This window comes from Dyella sp. 01N36 (assembly GCF_056399745.1).
Window position 1 is genome coordinate 1 of record NZ_JBFTRY010000089.1, and the last position, 14,262, is coordinate 14,262.

A 14,262-nucleotide genomic window follows, 5' to 3' on the forward strand; every position below is an offset into this window, starting at 1 on the left:
GTCCAAGGAAGACGCCCAGTCCATGACCGCGGAAGCCGCGGTGGCCGAAGTGCGTCGCCAGAACAGCGATTGGCGCTCCGGCGCTGCCCGCACCCCGACCACGGTCGCCGATGCCGGCACCCGGGCCAACGCCTCGTCGGCGCCGACCTCGGGTGCGGCCGGTGGCGATCACCTGGCCCTGGTTCCCGCGAAGGAAGGCTCGGACAACGCCGCCGGTCGCGGCAGCAAGGCTGACAAGGCCGCTGCCGAGAAGGGCATGGCGGCGCTGCACCAGGACCTCCTGCGCAGCCAGGAAGCCCTCACCTCGCTGACCAAGCAGGGCGATGAGCTCAAGTCGCGCCTGAAGGACCTGGAAGACATCAACAGCAAGAACGAACGCTTGCTGTCGCTCAAGGACAACGAGATCGCCGAGCTGCAGCACAAGCTGGCGGACGCCCGCAAGACGGGTGGCCAGCCGGCCGCAGCGGCCACGGCGCTTGCCTCGGCACCCGCCAAGGCTGCCTCGGTGAAGACCGCCGAAGCCGATACCGTGGTGAAGGCCAACGAGCCGGCCACCACGCCGGCGGCAGCTGCAACCGTTGCCGGCGTCACGCCGGCTGCCAGCACCAGCGCACCGGCCCATGCCAGCACGGCAGCGCTCGCCGCCGCCAAGCCCGCGGCGGCCAAGCCTGTAATCCAGGCCAAGCCCGCTCCCGTGGCGGATGAAGAACCCTGGTTCATGCAGACCTGGGCCTGGGGTGCGGGTGCGGCGGTGGTCGTGCTCGGCCTGCTGGCTGCGCTGCGTGGACGCAGCCGCAAGACGGCAGCCCCGGCAGCGGCAGGCGCTTCGTCGCTGGCCGATCGCTTCGGCACCGTCCCCAACGGCGAGGGCCTCAGTGCCGATCCCGATCAGGACGAGCTGCTCGACCAGCTCGCCGAGCATCCGGATGACATCGGCCTGCACCTGGAACTGGTCAGCCTGTACTACAGCCGTCGCGACGTCGATCATTTCGAAGCCGCCGCCGAAGCCATGCATGCGCATATCTCCGACGAGCAGCAGCCGGAGTGGGTGGATGTGATGCACATGGGCGAAGACCTGGTGCCGGAGCATCCGTTGTTTGCCCATGGCGCTGTACATGCACACGCCGACGACGAGCACGAGGCACTGGATCAGTTCGACCTCGGCAACTATGCCAAGGATCACAACGACATCCCGCCGATCCCGACGCCGTCCGTGCAGCATGCGCCGAAGGTCAGCGGCTATCACTTCGACTTTGACCTGACCCCGCGCCCGGCGCAGGGGCAGGCTGGCGCCGCGGCATCGTCCGCCGCGAAGGAAGAACCGGCAGACACGAGCTGGCACTTCGAAGAGCCCGAAGGCGAGCCCCTGGTCGAAGAGCACGCGCATAGCGTGAATCACGGCCTGGACCATGATCTGGAAGCGGAAGGCGAGCACACCCTGGGCAACCAGCTCGGCGGTCATTTCACCGACGATCCGGTGGATACCAAACTCGACCTGGCGCGCGCCTACCTCGACATGGGCGATCCGGATGGCGCACAGGCCATGCTGGACGAAGTCCTGCACGAAGGCACGCAGATGCAGAAGGACGTGGCCAAGCGCTTGCTCGAGAGCATCCGATAAGCAGTGAAGCCGGCGGCTGCGCCGCCTGTGAAGGGTAAATAGTGAAAAACGGCGCCTTCTGGGCGCCGTTTTGCTTTTTCCCTTTACTATTCACTCTTTACCCTTCACTGCTCTCCCATGCGCATCGCTCTAGGCATCGAATACGACGGCACCGAGTTCTCCGGCTGGCAGCGGCTGACCCACGGCGAGACCGTGCAGGGTGCGCTGGAGCGGGCGTTGTCGTTCGTGGCCGCACAACCGGTGGAAGTGACCTGTGCCGGGCGCACCGATGCCGGCGTGCATGGCCGCTGCCAAGTGGTGCATTTCGACACCGACGTGCAGCGCGATATGCGCGGCTGGACACTGGGTACCTCGTCCAACCTGCCCAGCACGGTTGCCGTGTTGTGGGCGCAGCCGGTCGATCCCATGTTCCATGCGCGCTTTTCCGCGCGCAGCCGCCGCTACTGCTATCGCATCCTCAATCGCCAGGTGCGCGCCGCGCTCGACGCGCGCTATGTCACCTGGGAACGCCTGCCGCTCGACGCCGAGCGCATGCATCAGGCGGCGCAGGCCTTGGTGGGCGAACACGACTTCACCGCGTTCCGCGCCATTTCCTGCCAGGCCGCGCATGCGCGTCGCCAGGTGCATGCGGTGAGCGTTCGACGCGAAGGCGAACACGTCATCATCGAGATCGAGGCCAACGCCTTCCTGCATCACATGGTGCGCAATATCGTCGGTTCGCTGCTGCCGATCGGTCGCGGCGAACAGTCGGTGCGCTGGATGCACGAGCTGCTCGAAGGCCGCAGTCGCGACGTGGCTGGCCCGACCGCGCCTGCCTCGGGGCTTACCTTTATCGGGCCGCGCTACGAGGCGCAATGGAACCTGCCCGCGGAGGTGACGCAATGACCCGCATCAAGTGCTGCGGCATGACCCGCATTGAGGACGCACTCCTCGCGGCGCAATTGGGTGCCGATGCCATCGGGGTGGTGCTGACGGCGCGCAGCAAGCGCCGTGTCACGCTCGAACAGGCGCAGACCATCGTGCGTGACTTGCCGCCGTTCGTGAGTTCCGTGGTGTTGTTGATGGACGACGAAGCGGGCTTTGTTCGCGAGGCGATCGAGGCGATCCAGCCGGATCTGCTGCAGTTTCACGGTGCGGAGTCGGATGACTGGTGCGCGCAGTTCGGGCGTCGCTATCTCAAGGCCATCGCGATGGGCGAGGGCGCTGCCGCATTGCCCGGCCTGCGTCGTTATCCCGGTGCGTCGGGACTGCTGCTGGATGGTCACGGCCTGGGCGAACCCGGCGGTAGCGGCAAGTCGTTCGACTGGTCGCTGATGCCGCGTGACCTGACGCAGCCACTGATTCTCGCCGGCGGCCTCACGCCTGCCAACGTTGCCGAAGCCATGCGCATCGCCAAGCCCTGGGGCGTCGATGTGGCCAGCGGCATCGAGTCGGCGCCGGGCATCAAGGATGCGCACAAGCTGGCGGATTTCATCGCGGCAGTCCGCCGGGCCGACGACCAGCGCATGTAAACGCCGGCCCGCTGCTAGCATGGCCGCCAGCCTTGCCGCCCAGGTTTCGCATGCCCGTACCCATCGAAGCATTCCACTACGAAGGCCAGCCCGATGCGCTGCAAGCCATCGTCGGAGGCGATCGTCCGCGGGTCATTCGTGGGTTGGTGAAACACTGGCCGCTGGTCCAGGCGGCGCGCGAGTCGGACCGCTCGTTTGCCGGGCAGCTGATGGCAGCGGACAACGGCTCGCCGGTCGATGCGCTGTTGATGCCGCCCGAGGCGGATGGCGTGGTCGGATATCGCGGCGACGCCGAGGCATTCAATTTCACCCATCACCGGGCGTCCGTCACGCAGGTGCTGCAGCGCCTGCTGCAATTTGCCGAGGCCGCTGACGCACCCGGCATGGCCTTGCAAAGCGCTCCCATCGCCGGCTGTCTGCCGGGTCTGCTTGAGCATCACCGCTTGCCGCTGCTCGACGACGCGGTGAAGCCGCGCCTGTGGATCGGCAATCGCGTCACCACGCCTGCGCACTTCGACGAGTACGAGAACATCGCCTGCGTCGTGTGCGGCGTGCGGCGTTTCACGCTGTTTCCGCCGGAGCAGGTGCGCAACCTGTATATCGGCCCCTTGGACTTCGCGCCGACCGGCGCCGCCATCAGCATGGCGCGCCTGGATCAACTGGACGATCCGCGTTATCCGCGCCTGCAGGAGGCGATGGCGCATGCGCTGGAGGCCGAGCTCGAGCCGGGCGATGCGATCTATATCCCGCCGATGTGGTGGCATCACGTCGCCTCGCTCGGCAAGCTCAATGCGCTGGTGAACTACTGGTGGAAGCGCACGCACGGCAGCGCACTGGCGCCGAACACGCGCCTGGGCGGGCTCTTGCATTGCATCCTGCTGTTCAAGTCGCTGCCACCCGCGGAGCGCGCCGCCTGGCGCGAGCTGCTCGATTACTACGTGTTCGATGACGAAGACCCTGCGGCGCATATTCCCGAGGAACGTCGCGGCTGGCTGGGCGAGCTCGATGAGGAACAATCGCGCAAGCTGCTTGAGCGTATTCGCCAGTACCTGTGAGCTTGCGTGATGTTTTCCACAGCCAATGTGGATGCACACAGACAAAGCTTGTGGACAAGTGTCCTATCTCGTTGACGGCAAAGATGTCCTGACGCGTGATGCGAGTTTGCGCATCGCTTCCATCGTCGTCGCGCAGGTTTTCCACAGCGCATGTGGATGCCTGCGGGAAAAGCTTGTGGATAGGTGGGCTATCCCACTGACGCAAAAGCACTCGGCACGCATTGATGCGCAATTGCACAGCGGGTCAGCTGCCTTGTTCGGCGAAGGCGGCCTTCAACCACTCGGCGAGCGGTGCGACTCGCGCATCGGAAACGYGGGCGGACGTGACCAACACCCACTGAGGGCGTATCTCGTGGAACCCCCACGGCGCCAGCAAACGTCCCGATGCCAGATCGCCCGCCACCAGTTGCGCCGGCGCGATAGCCAGTCCGCGTCCCGCCACCGCGGCTTCGATCATGTGATACAGGTGCGGATAGCCCTGTCCCAGCGTCAGCTGTTTTGCGGGCAGGCCCATGCTCTGCGCCCAGTGGTCCCAGGCCTCGGGACGCGATTGCGTATGCAGCAGCATCTGCTCCTGCACGGCCTGCGGGCGACTGCGTGTGAATCGTTGCGCCTTGGCGTAGCCCGGGCTCGCCACGGGGCCGATGCGCTCGTTCGCCAGCACAGTCACCTGCCAGCCGGCCGGCCACGGCGGTTCGCCTGCCATGATCGCCGCGTCGAGTCCGGCCAGTGTTTCATCGAAGCTGGTTTCCTGCGGGCGCAGATGCAGGTCCAGTTCCGGCAGCTCCTCCATCAGTCGTTCGAGGCGGGGAATCATCCAGCGGGCCAGCAGGCTCACCGGGCAACCCAGCACGAACGGCGCATGCGCCGTGCCGGTGCGCAGCTCGTCGCAGGTTTCGCGCAACTGGCCGAAGGCCGCCGTGCTGGTATCGCGCAGGCGCTGGCCTGCTGCGGTGAGTACGAGGCCGCGGCCCTGGCGCTGGAACAGCGACGTGCGCAGGTCTTCTTCCAGTGCGCGAATGTGCCGACTTACCGCGCCGTGCGTGACATGCAGCTCGGCCGCGGCCCGGCTCACGCTGCCCAGGCGGGCGGCGGCCTCGAAGGCGAGCAGGGCGTTCAGCGAGGGCAGGGCGCGGGGCATGGGACCTGTGAGTTTTCCTGACAAGTGGTAGCCATGATATCGCTTTTTGCGGTCGGCGCTTTCGGTTAGTTTGGGCGCTGTCTTTCTGTGACTTTACCGAGTGCCATCCATGAGCAAGATCGACTTCAGCGCCTATCCCGACGAACACGGGCGCTTCGGCAATTACGGCGGCAGCTACGTCGCCGAAACCCTGATGGCGCCCCTGGCCGAACTGACCGAGGCCTATCTGCGCCTGCGCAAGGATCCCGAGTTCATCGCCGAACTCGATCGCGATCTGAAGTACTACGTGGGCCGTCCCAGCCCGGTGTATTACGCCGAGCGGCTGAGCCAGCACGTGGGCGGCGCGCGCATCCTGCTCAAGCGCGAGGACCTCAATCACACCGGCGCGCACAAGATCAACAACACCATCGGCCAGGCGCTGGTGGCCAAGCGCATGGGCAAGCCGCGCATCATCGCCGAGACCGGCGCCGGCCAGCACGGCGTGGCCAGCGCCACGGTGGCGGCGCGCTTTGGCCTCAAGTGCGTGGTCTACATGGGCGCGGTGGATATCGAGCGGCAGAAGATCAACGTCTACCGCATGAAGCTGCTGGGCGCCGAGGTGGTGCCGGTGACGTCGGGTTCGAAGACGCTCAAGGACGCGCTCAAYGAAGCGATGCGCGACTGGGTCACCAACGTGGCCGACACCTTCTACATCATCGGCACCGTCGCCGGCCCGCATCCGTATCCGCTGATGGTGCGCGACTTCAACGCGATCGTAGGACGCGAGGCGCGCGAGCAGGTGCTGGAACAATTCGGTCGACTGCCGGATGTGCTCACGGCCTGCGTCGGCGGCGGTTCCAATGCGATCGGCCTGTTTCACGCGTTTCTCAACGACGAAGGCGTTCGAATTGTCGGCGCGGAAGCGGCAGGCGAGGGCATCGCCACCGGACATCACGCCGCTTCGCTGGCAGCGGGTCGCCCGGGCGTGCTGCATGGCAATCGCACCTATGTGCTGTGCGACGACAACGGTCAGATCACCGAAACGCATTCGGTCTCCGCGGGTCTCGACTACCCGGGCGTGGGCCCGGAGCATGCATTCCTGAAAGATGCCGGCCGCGCAGAATACGTGGGCGTCACCGACGACGAAGCGCTGGAAGCTTTCCACCTGCTGGCGCGCACCGAAGGCATTCTTGCCGCGCTGGAATCGAGCCACGCCGTGGCGCAGGCAATCAAGCTTGCGCGTGAATATCCAAAGGATGGCCTGGTGCTGTGCAACCTGTCTGGCCGAGGCGACAAGGACGTGCACACGATTGCCGCGCGCGAAGGAGTGCAGGTATGAGCCGCATCGACCGCCGCTTCGCCCGTTTGAAGGCCGACCAGCGCACCGGACTCATCCCGTTCGTCACCGCCGGCGATCCCTCGCCTCAACACGCCGTGGCGCTGATGCATGCGCTGGTCGAGGCCGGCGCCGATGTGATCGAGCTGGGCGTGCCGTTCTCCGATCCGATGGCCGATGGCCCGGTGATCCAGCACGCCAGCGAGCGAGCCATTGAGAAAGGCGTCGGCTTGGCCGACGTGCTTGGCTGGGTCTCGGCATTCCGCCAACGCGATGCCGACACGCCCATCGTGCTGATGGGCTATCTCAACCCGATCGAAATCCATGGCTATGCGCGCTTCGCCGCTGAGGCAGCACAAGCCGGCGTGGACGGCGTGCTGGTGGTGGATTGCCCGCTGGAGGAATCGGCCGTGCTGCAGCCGTTGCGCCAGGCCGGTCTGCAGCAGATCCTGCTGGCCGCGCCGACCACCGCACCCGGGCGTATGGTGCGGTTGTGCGGGTCGGCCGAGGGTTTCCTGTACTATGTATCGTTCGCCGGCATCACGGGCGCGGCACGACTGAGCACTGGCGATATCGCAGCCCGCGTGGCCGATATCCGGTCGATGTCGAAGGCCCCGGTGGCCGTGGGTTTTGGCGTGCGCGACGCGCAGTCGGCCAAGGCCATTGCCGGCTTCGCGGATGCGGTGGTGATCGGCAGCGCGCTCGTGGAGCGCCTGGCCGGCGCGGACGATGTCGCTGACATCACCGCGCGGGCGAAGGATTTCCTGGCGCCCATCCGCGCCGCGCTGGATGCGCATTGAGAACACGCTGCGTTCATGACGCGGCGTCGCGTCATGAACGTTTGAGGTGTTGCGATGAACTGGCTCCAGAAAATCATGACTCCCCGTGCCCGCACGGATGCCACCGGCAACGCCGGCAAGGGCAAGGTGCCGGAAGGCGTGTGGGAGAAGTGCGGTGGCTGCGGCACGGTGCTCTACCGTCCGGAGCTCGAACGCAACCTGATGGTCTGCCCCAAGTGTGGCCACCACCACACCATCGAGGCGCGCCTGCGCCTGGATGCCTTGCTTGATCCGGGTTCGGCGCAGGAACACTGGGCCAGCATGGAGCCGAGCGATCCGCTCAAGTTCCGCGACACCAAGAAATACCGCGACCGCATCGTGGCGGCGCAGAAGTCCACCGGCGAGAAGGACGCGCTGATCGCCATGAGCGGTCGCCTCAAGGGCCGCCCGCTGATGGCGGTGGCTTTTGAGTTCAGCTACATGGGCGGTTCGATGGGTTCGGTGGTCGGTGAGAAGTTCACCCGCGCCGCCGAACGCGCCCTGGCCGAGCGCAGCGCCCTCGTGTGTTTCGCCGCCACCGGCGGTGCACGCATGCAGGAGTCGCTGTTCTCGCTGATGCAGATGGCCAAGACCTCCGCCGCGCTGGCGCGAATGCGCGATGCCGGCGTGCCGTACATCAGCGTGCTCACCCATCCCACCACGGGCGGCGTGTCGGCAAGCCTGGGCATGCTGGGCGACATCAATGTCGCCGAGCCGAAGGCCTTGATTGGCTTCGCCGGTCCGCGCGTGATCGAGCAGACCGTGCGCGAGACACTGCCGGAAGGCTTCCAGCGTTCGGAATTCCTGCTCGAGCACGGCGCCATCGACCTGATCGTCGATCGCCGCGAAATGCGCGACAAGCTGGCCGATCTGCTCGGCATCCTGATGAAGGCGCCGCGCGTCGCGTAAGCGCTACGCTGCGTTGATATAAAAAAACAGCGCCCACGTGGCGCTGTTTTTTTGTGCCAAGCCTTCGCGACCTCCCTGTGGGAGCGCACCCTGTGCGCGACGGTGCAGCGCGCACAACTCGCACCTTCCACATGCTCCATCGAAGCCGACAGCAAACGGATGCGGGATGCGCGCCTGATCGATACTGAGGCAGCATGTGTCGCGCACAGGGAAGTGCTACACAGGAGTGCAGTCTCGAATCTTTTCCACAGTTCTCGTGGATAGCTCCTGCATAAGCCTGTGGACAACTGCATGCCATGGCTTTGTCGACAACGACTTGCGACACCGTGCTGAACTTTTGCTCAGCTGCGCCGATGTTTTCCACAGCGTTTGTGGATGTCACTCGCGCAAACCTGTGGATAAGCAACGCAACTCGTTGCTGCGCAAGGAAGTCATTACGCGATGACGAAATAGTGACCAGTGATGCCGGCGCATGACAGGCCGGTTTTCCACAGCTGATGTGGATGGTCGCGAGCAAAGCCTGTGGATAGATGACCTATCTCACTGATGCCAAAGCGATGGCGACGCAGTGATGGCGAAATGCGCAACGCACGCTGCGCTGGTGGGCAAGCGGGCTTTACGCCACCAGCACGTGCAGCGGCAGCAGCCACAACGACAATGCGCCGAGCGCACTGCCGATCACCGTCGCGGCAATCACGTCGCTCGGATAGTGCAGCCCAAGGATCACGCGCGATGCACCCACCAGTGCGGTGAAGGTCAGCAGCAGCGGCGCGAGCAGCGGATACCAGGCCAGCGCCACGACGGTGAAGCTCACCGCCTGCAGCGTGTGGCCCGAGGGGAAACTGAATTCATCCAGCGGCGGCACATGCGCGATCACGCCGGGGCAGGCGCGGAACGGGCGAGGGCGGCGTGTCCAGCGCTTGAGCAGGCGATAGAGCAGCAGGGCGGTAAGACCGGTAAGGGCCATCTGCGCGGCAGCCAGCAAGCCGCGTCGGCCGTCGACCAGGGCCAATACCGCCATCAGCGAATACCAGAACACACCATCGCCGAGTCGGCTGATGATGCCGAAGAACACGCCGACCGCGCGGCGCGTACCCCAGCGGTTGGCCGCCACGCACATGCGCCGATCAATGGCGAAGCGCGGGCCGGCGGGAAGTTCAGGCGTGTGCAGGGGCGGCAGCGTGCTCATGCGCGTTCTCCTTAGCCAGCTCAGCCAAAAGATGCTCGAACTCGTTGATGACCGCGTCGGGCGAGAGATTGGCGATGCTTGCGTGCGCCGCGCGACCCATGTGCCGGATCAGGCTGGCGTTGGAGGCAAGCATCACGGTCGATTCGATGAAGCTGCGTTCGTTGCCGGCATCGATGCGATAACCGTTCTGGCCGGTGTGCAGATGCTCGCGCGCGGCGCCTTCTTCATAGGCCACCACCGGCAGGCCGGAGGCCAGCGCTTCGAGGATCACATTGCCGAAGGTTTCGCTCAGGCTGGGGAACGGAAACAGATCCGCGCTGGCGTAGTGCTGAGCCAGGGCTTCGCCGCGCTGCATGCCTGCAAAGATGAAATCGGGGTTGGCCTCCTGCAGTGCGGCGCGCGCCGGACCATCGCCGACCCACACGTAGCGTGCTTTGGGAATCTGCTGCTGTACGGCGCGAAATGCGCGCACGGCCAGGCCGAGGTTTTTTTCCGCCGCGATGCGCCCGACGTAGAGCACGACCGGCGTGTTGCCATCCACGTTCCACTGCTCGCGCAAGGCCGCATTGCGATGGCGCGGATGAAACAGCTGCGTGTCGACCGCGCGGCGCAGCAGGCGGGCGGTATCCACGCCGAGCGCGTTCAGTTCGTTGGCGAGCGCTTCGGTGGGCACCAGCGTGGCGGCGGCGCGACGATGGAAGTTGCGCAGATAGTTGCGCACGATCGGCGTGAGAAAGCCTACGCCGTAGTGGTCGGCATACGCGTCGAAGCGGGTGTGGAAACCGGTGGCGGTCGGAATACCCAGGCGCTTGGCGGTGCGTACGGCTGACCAGCCCAGCGGACCTTCGGTCGCAACGTAGATGGCATCGGGGCGCAGGCGCGTCCAGCGGTCACGCAGGAGGCCACCGGCCGGCAGGCCAAAGCGCAGGCCCGGATAGCGTGGCAGCGATGCGCCGCGCACTTCCAGTGTGACGATGCCGGGCTCATCTTTGAAGGGGGTTTGCTGACGGGGACGTATCAGGTCGACCGTGTGTCCCTGCGACGCCAGTCCGGCGGCGAGGCTGTGCACGGTCAGTGCCACGCCATTGATTTCGGGTGGATAGGTTTCGCTGACTATGCCGATGCGCACTAGGGAGTACCGTTTGCTGGCCCGGTGCAGATTCCTCTGGTGGCGTTGCGGGGTCGTGGCGCAGGTATGACGCCCACATGACGGCCGTCGCGGCAGGTGTCGTCTGCGCACGCGCCCTTAGCGTTTCCATGGGTACACTCCAACCCTCTTGTCATGAAGGAGACATGCCGATGAAACGCTTTTTGCTCGCTGTTGCGCTTGCCGGCCTCACCGGCGGTCTGTTTGCTGCCGATGCACCGGGCCTGCCCGTGACGAAGGCGCCGGCGGGCGCCGAGGTCTACATCATTTCACCCAAGGACGGCGCCATCGTCGGCCAGGAAGTGACCGTGCAGTTCGGCCTCAAGGGCATGGGCGTGGCACCGGCGGGCGTGAAGAAGGAAGGCACCGGCCATCACCACCTGCTGGTGGATGTGAAGGAGCTGCCGGCCGCTGGCCAGCCCATCCCGAAGGACGATCAGCACCTGCACTTCGGCAACGGCCAGACCGAAACCACGCTGAAGCTGGCTCCGGGCAAGCACACGCTGCAGCTAGAGATGGCCGATGAAAACCACATCCCGTTCGAACCGGCGATCGTCTCCAAGGCCATCACCGTCACGGTGAAGTAAACCGCCCCAGGAACACCGACACGCCCAGGCTGACCATCCACAGCTGGGCGTGTCCGGCCACGCGAGCGCGCAGGCCGCCATCGAGCTGCACGCGGCGGTTCACCTGCCAGGCCACGCCGGAGCCCGCCTCCGTGCCGCTGCGCTCGCCCCGTTCGTGCACCTGGGCAAGCTCGACATAGCCCACCATCGAGGGGTTGAGCACATGGCTCTCGTTGAGCGCGAACGTGCTTTGCCCATCGCTGCCGCTGGCGGTCTGTTCGAGATAGGCGCCGACGCCGTCGTTGTCGGTGATCTGCCGGTTGATGTCCACGCCCAGCAGGTATTGCCGCTGCTCGTTGCGCACGGCGCGACTGCCATCGGTGAATTCCACGCTGCCCAGCACGCCCCAGGTCCACTTCGCATCGGCTTTGTCGGGCGCGAATTTGAGCGCGAGGATGGTGTCGCCGCGGCCGTGGTCCCAGCTGTCGAGGCCGGGGCCGGTGGTGTGGATCGCATTGAACGGCGAGGTACCCAGCTGGGCCTCGAACGGACCGCCAAGGCCGAGTCGGACCAGGCTGTCCGTGGTGTATTGGGACTGGATATGGCCGCTGCCCAGGTTGTCCCGGGTCCAGGTCGGAAGGCCTTGCTCGATGGTCACGTCCCCGGCATTGAGCGCTACCGGCGTGAAGCCAAGGCCGGGGCGGTCATAGCCTGGATTGTCGTCCGCGTGGGCGGCGTTGATTGCCAGCAAGCACGCCCATGCCGCCAAAAAAGCGACTGCGCGTGGGACCACGGTGATCCGTGGTCGGTTCTTGCTGCGGTATCGGCTAAAATTTCCCACTTCCTTATCGTCCCCGTCCAAGCAGCCCATGACCGTCCGCACCCGTTTTGCCCCCAGTCCCACCGGTTTCCTGCATATCGGCGGTGCCCGCACGGCGCTGTACTGCTGGCTGGAGGCACGCCGCCGCGGTGGTGCATTTGCGCTGCGCATCGAGGATACCGACCGCGAGCGCTCCACCGAAGAGGCCGTGCAAGCCATCCTCGATGGCATGAATTGGCTCGGGCTGACGCACGATGAGGGTCCGGTTTACCAGACGGCACGCCTGGAGCGCTACAAGCAGGTCGCCGACGAGCTGTTGAAAGCAGGTCTGGCCTACTACGCCTACGAGTCCAAGGACGAGATCGAGGCCATGCGCGAGGCCGCCTACGCCAAGGGCGAGAAGCCCCGCTACAACGGCTACTACCGCGATCGCAACGAGCCCTACCGCGACGATCCGAACCGCGTGATGCGCTTCAAGAATCCGCTGGAAGGCACCGTGGTGTTCGAGGACAAGGTGAAGGGCCGCATCGAGTGGGCCAACGCCGAGCTCGATGACCTGGTGATCTTCCGCTCCGATGGCTGGCCGACCTACAACTTCGCCGTGGTGGTCGACGATATCGACATGGGCATCACCGAGGTGATCCGTGGCGACGACCATGTCAACAACACGCCTCGCCAGATCAATATCTACAAGGCACTCGGCAAGCCCGTGCCGGAATTCGCGCACCTGCCGATGATCCTCGGCCCGGATGGCCAGAAGCTCAGCAAGCGCCACGGCGCGGTGAGCGTGATGCAATACCGCGACGACGGCTTCCTGCCGCACGCGCTGCTCAATTATCTGGTGCGCCTGGGCTGGTCGCATGGCGATCAGGAGATCTTCTCCGAGCAGGAGATGGTGAACCTGYTCGACATCGGCGACGTCAACAAGGCCGCTTCTCGCTTCGACGTCACCAAGTTGTCGTGGCTCAACCAGCATTACCTGAAGACCGAAGAGCCCGCGTCCATTGCGCCGGAATTCGAATGGCACCTCACGCAGGCCGGCATCGACTTCAGCAAGGGCCCGAACCCCGCCGACGTCATCGTCGCGCTGCGCGATCGCGTGCAGACGCTGAAGGAAATGGCCGAGCGCGCCAAGATCTGGTACGGCCCGATCACCGAGTGGGACGACAAGGCAGTCGCCAAGCATCTGCAGAACGACAGCGCCGTGGCGGTGCTCACCGAAGCAAAGAGCCTGATCGCGGATGTCGAATGGAAGCCCGAGCCCATCCACGGCGTGATCGAGCAGATCGCCGCCAAGCTCGAACTCGGCATGGGCAAGATCGCCCAGCCACTGCGCGTGGCGATGACCGGCACGCAGGTGTCGCCATCGATCGATCACACCATTTATCTCGCGGGTCGCGAGGTGGCATTGCAGCGTATCGACGACGCCATCGCCAAGGCGAAGGGCTAAGTCCGGTTTGGTTCGTAACCTGCATTAATGAGCCGCTATTCCCGAAGAAAGGGAATGCGGACGTGTGACCTGGTGCATCCACCTAGTAGCCAGAACCACGCTCCATCAAACGGCGCCCTGCGGCGTCTGATGGAGCGTGGACAGCACACTCAATTCGCCACGGGTTTGGCGGGTGGCGCCATAGGTTGTGTGCCCGGAGAGACCGATGCCGCGTCATCCCGCAACAAGGTGCGCGGCAGCGCGAAGTTATTAAAGATGCGTTGGGTAAACGGGTTGTTGGCCTTCTCAGCGCTGATGCGATAGCGCATCGCGCCACCATCGTCGGCGGTAAAGCTCAAATCGACCGTAGTGGGTGTAGTGCCCCTGAGCTGCGCGCGGCTCAACAGGCGAAACATGGACCAGGGGCCGCGAAATACCAGGCTGCTGCTGTTGCCACTGCTGTTGACCAGGGTGACGCGGCTGTCGGTGCTGCTACCCAGGCCGTTTGGCCACATCAAGCCAACACTGTTGCTGGGGCCGTGATCGTAGGAAATCAGCTGGCCTTCGATACCGAGCACGCTGCTGCGGCGATTGGCCGTCAGCCCCAGCGGCGTCACGTTGAATTGCACGTTCAGCGCGCCGCGATTGTTGAAGAATGCGTCGCGGATACGGTTGGCGGCTTCCAGCTGAGTGAGTACATCGGTGCGCACCAGATACCCTCCGCGACGCTCGGAGTACAGC

General features: G+C 65.2%; 14 protein-coding genes. 9 read left to right on the forward strand and 5 right to left on the reverse strand.

Translation table 11 applies throughout. The features are described from left to right. The 4 genes from AC1DMG_RS13965 to AC1DMG_RS13980 form a co-directional block, all read left to right on the forward strand. Nucleotides 1–1,621 (forward strand): motility hub landmark protein FimV (locus AC1DMG_RS13965; RefSeq protein WP_477180652.1); only part of this gene is annotated, 1,621 nt, incomplete at its 5' end. A gap of 117 nt (nucleotides 1,622–1,738) precedes the next feature. Further along, nucleotides 1,739–2,506 carry a tRNA pseudouridine(38-40) synthase TruA gene (gene truA / locus AC1DMG_RS13970; protein WP_441603470.1) on the forward strand — a complete coding sequence of 256 codons (768 nt, stop codon included), beginning with the start codon at nucleotides 1,739–1,741 and terminating at the stop codon, nucleotides 2,504–2,506. Then, entirely contained in the window at nucleotides 2,503–3,132 is a 630-nt protein-coding gene (locus AC1DMG_RS13975) for a phosphoribosylanthranilate isomerase (protein WP_441603469.1), read from the forward strand. The genes truA and AC1DMG_RS13975 overlap by 4 nt, the downstream gene beginning before the upstream one ends. Before the next feature lie 50 nt (nucleotides 3,133–3,182). Continuing rightward, the gene (locus tag AC1DMG_RS13980) at nucleotides 3,183–4,187 is read left to right on the forward strand and encodes a cupin-like domain-containing protein (RefSeq protein WP_441603468.1); all 1,005 of its coding nucleotides are present in this window, start codon (nucleotides 3,183–3,185) and stop codon (nucleotides 4,185–4,187) included. 244 nt (nucleotides 4,188–4,431) lie between these two features. On the opposite strand, the gene AC1DMG_RS13985 is transcribed toward AC1DMG_RS13980, so the two are convergent. Next, nucleotides 4,432–5,328, reverse strand: coding sequence for a LysR family transcriptional regulator (locus AC1DMG_RS13985; RefSeq protein WP_477180653.1), 897 nt, complete (start codon nucleotides 5,326–5,328; stop codon nucleotides 4,432–4,434). 109 nt (nucleotides 5,329–5,437) lie between these two features. On the opposite strand from AC1DMG_RS13985, the gene trpB reads away from it, so the two are divergent. The 3 genes from trpB to accD are packed head-to-tail and all read left to right on the forward strand — an operon-like array spanning nucleotide 5,438 to nucleotide 8,370. Next, the gene (gene trpB / locus AC1DMG_RS13990) at nucleotides 5,438–6,646 is read left to right on the forward strand and encodes a tryptophan synthase subunit beta (RefSeq protein WP_204635509.1); all 1,209 of its coding nucleotides are present in this window, start codon (nucleotides 5,438–5,440) and stop codon (nucleotides 6,644–6,646) included. Then, nucleotides 6,643–7,443 carry a tryptophan synthase subunit alpha gene (gene trpA, locus AC1DMG_RS13995; protein ID WP_441603466.1) on the forward strand — a complete coding sequence of 267 codons (801 nt, stop codon included), beginning with the start codon at nucleotides 6,643–6,645 and terminating at the stop codon, nucleotides 7,441–7,443. The genes trpB and trpA overlap by 4 nt, the downstream gene beginning before the upstream one ends. A 54-nt stretch (nucleotides 7,444–7,497) precedes the next feature. After that, a complete protein-coding gene (gene accD / locus AC1DMG_RS14000; RefSeq protein ID WP_441603465.1) occupies nucleotides 7,498–8,370 on the forward strand; it encodes an acetyl-CoA carboxylase, carboxyltransferase subunit beta in 873 nt (290 codons plus the stop codon). A gap of 616 nt (nucleotides 8,371–8,986) precedes the next feature. Here the strand turns inward: accD and AC1DMG_RS14005 are convergent. Further along, entirely contained in the window at nucleotides 8,987–9,559 is a 573-nt protein-coding gene (locus tag AC1DMG_RS14005) for a phosphatase PAP2 family protein (protein WP_441603464.1), read from the reverse strand. Next, nucleotides 9,528–10,688, reverse strand: a complete 1,161-nt coding sequence (locus AC1DMG_RS14010; RefSeq protein ID WP_441603463.1) for a glycosyltransferase family 4 protein — start codon at nucleotides 10,686–10,688, stop codon at nucleotides 9,528–9,530. The genes AC1DMG_RS14005 and AC1DMG_RS14010 overlap by 32 nt, the downstream gene beginning before the upstream one ends. Nucleotides 10,689–10,858: 170 nt before the next feature. On the opposite strand from AC1DMG_RS14010, the gene AC1DMG_RS14015 reads away from it, so the two are divergent. Then, nucleotides 10,859–11,293 (forward strand): DUF4399 domain-containing protein, encoded by a 435-nt coding sequence (locus tag AC1DMG_RS14015; RefSeq protein WP_441603462.1) that lies wholly within the window; start codon nucleotides 10,859–10,861, stop codon nucleotides 11,291–11,293. On the opposite strand, the gene AC1DMG_RS14020 is transcribed toward AC1DMG_RS14015, so the two are convergent. Next, nucleotides 11,280–12,023, reverse strand: coding sequence for a transporter (locus AC1DMG_RS14020; protein ID WP_441603461.1), 744 nt, complete (start codon nucleotides 12,021–12,023; stop codon nucleotides 11,280–11,282). The two genes, AC1DMG_RS14015 and AC1DMG_RS14020, sit on opposite strands and share 14 nt — an antisense overlap. Before the next feature lie 118 nt (nucleotides 12,024–12,141). Between AC1DMG_RS14020 and gltX the strand changes: the two genes are divergently transcribed. Continuing rightward, nucleotides 12,142–13,542 (forward strand): glutamate--tRNA ligase, encoded by a 1,401-nt coding sequence (gltX, locus tag AC1DMG_RS14025; RefSeq protein ID WP_477180654.1) that lies wholly within the window; start codon nucleotides 12,142–12,144, stop codon nucleotides 13,540–13,542. Between the two features lie 149 nt (nucleotides 13,543–13,691). Here gltX and AC1DMG_RS14030 read toward each other — a convergent pair. After that, the coding region (locus AC1DMG_RS14030; protein ID WP_477180655.1) for a type VI secretion IcmF C-terminal domain-containing protein at nucleotides 13,692–14,262 on the reverse strand (571 nt) is incomplete at its 5' end.

Coding starts and splice junctions, on each gene's coding strand:
- AC1DMG_RS13980 (WP_441603468.1), top strand. CDS start 3,183: ATGCCCGTACCCATCGAAGCATTCCACTACGAAGGCCAGCCCGATGCG.
- accD (WP_441603465.1), top strand. CDS start 7,498: ATGAACTGGCTCCAGAAAATCATGACTCCCCGTGCCCGCACGGATGCC.
- trpA (WP_441603466.1), top strand. CDS start 6,643: ATGAGCCGCATCGACCGCCGCTTCGCCCGTTTGAAGGCCGACCAGCGC.
- AC1DMG_RS13975 (WP_441603469.1), top strand. CDS start 2,503: ATGACCCGCATCAAGTGCTGCGGCATGACCCGCATTGAGGACGCACTC.
- AC1DMG_RS14005 (WP_441603464.1), bottom strand. CDS start 9,559: ATGAGCACGCTGCCGCCCCTGCACACGCCTGAACTTCCCGCCGGCCCG.
- AC1DMG_RS14015 (WP_441603462.1), top strand. CDS start 10,859: ATGAAACGCTTTTTGCTCGCTGTTGCGCTTGCCGGCCTCACCGGCGGT.
- truA (WP_441603470.1), top strand. CDS start 1,739: ATGCGCATCGCTCTAGGCATCGAATACGACGGCACCGAGTTCTCCGGC.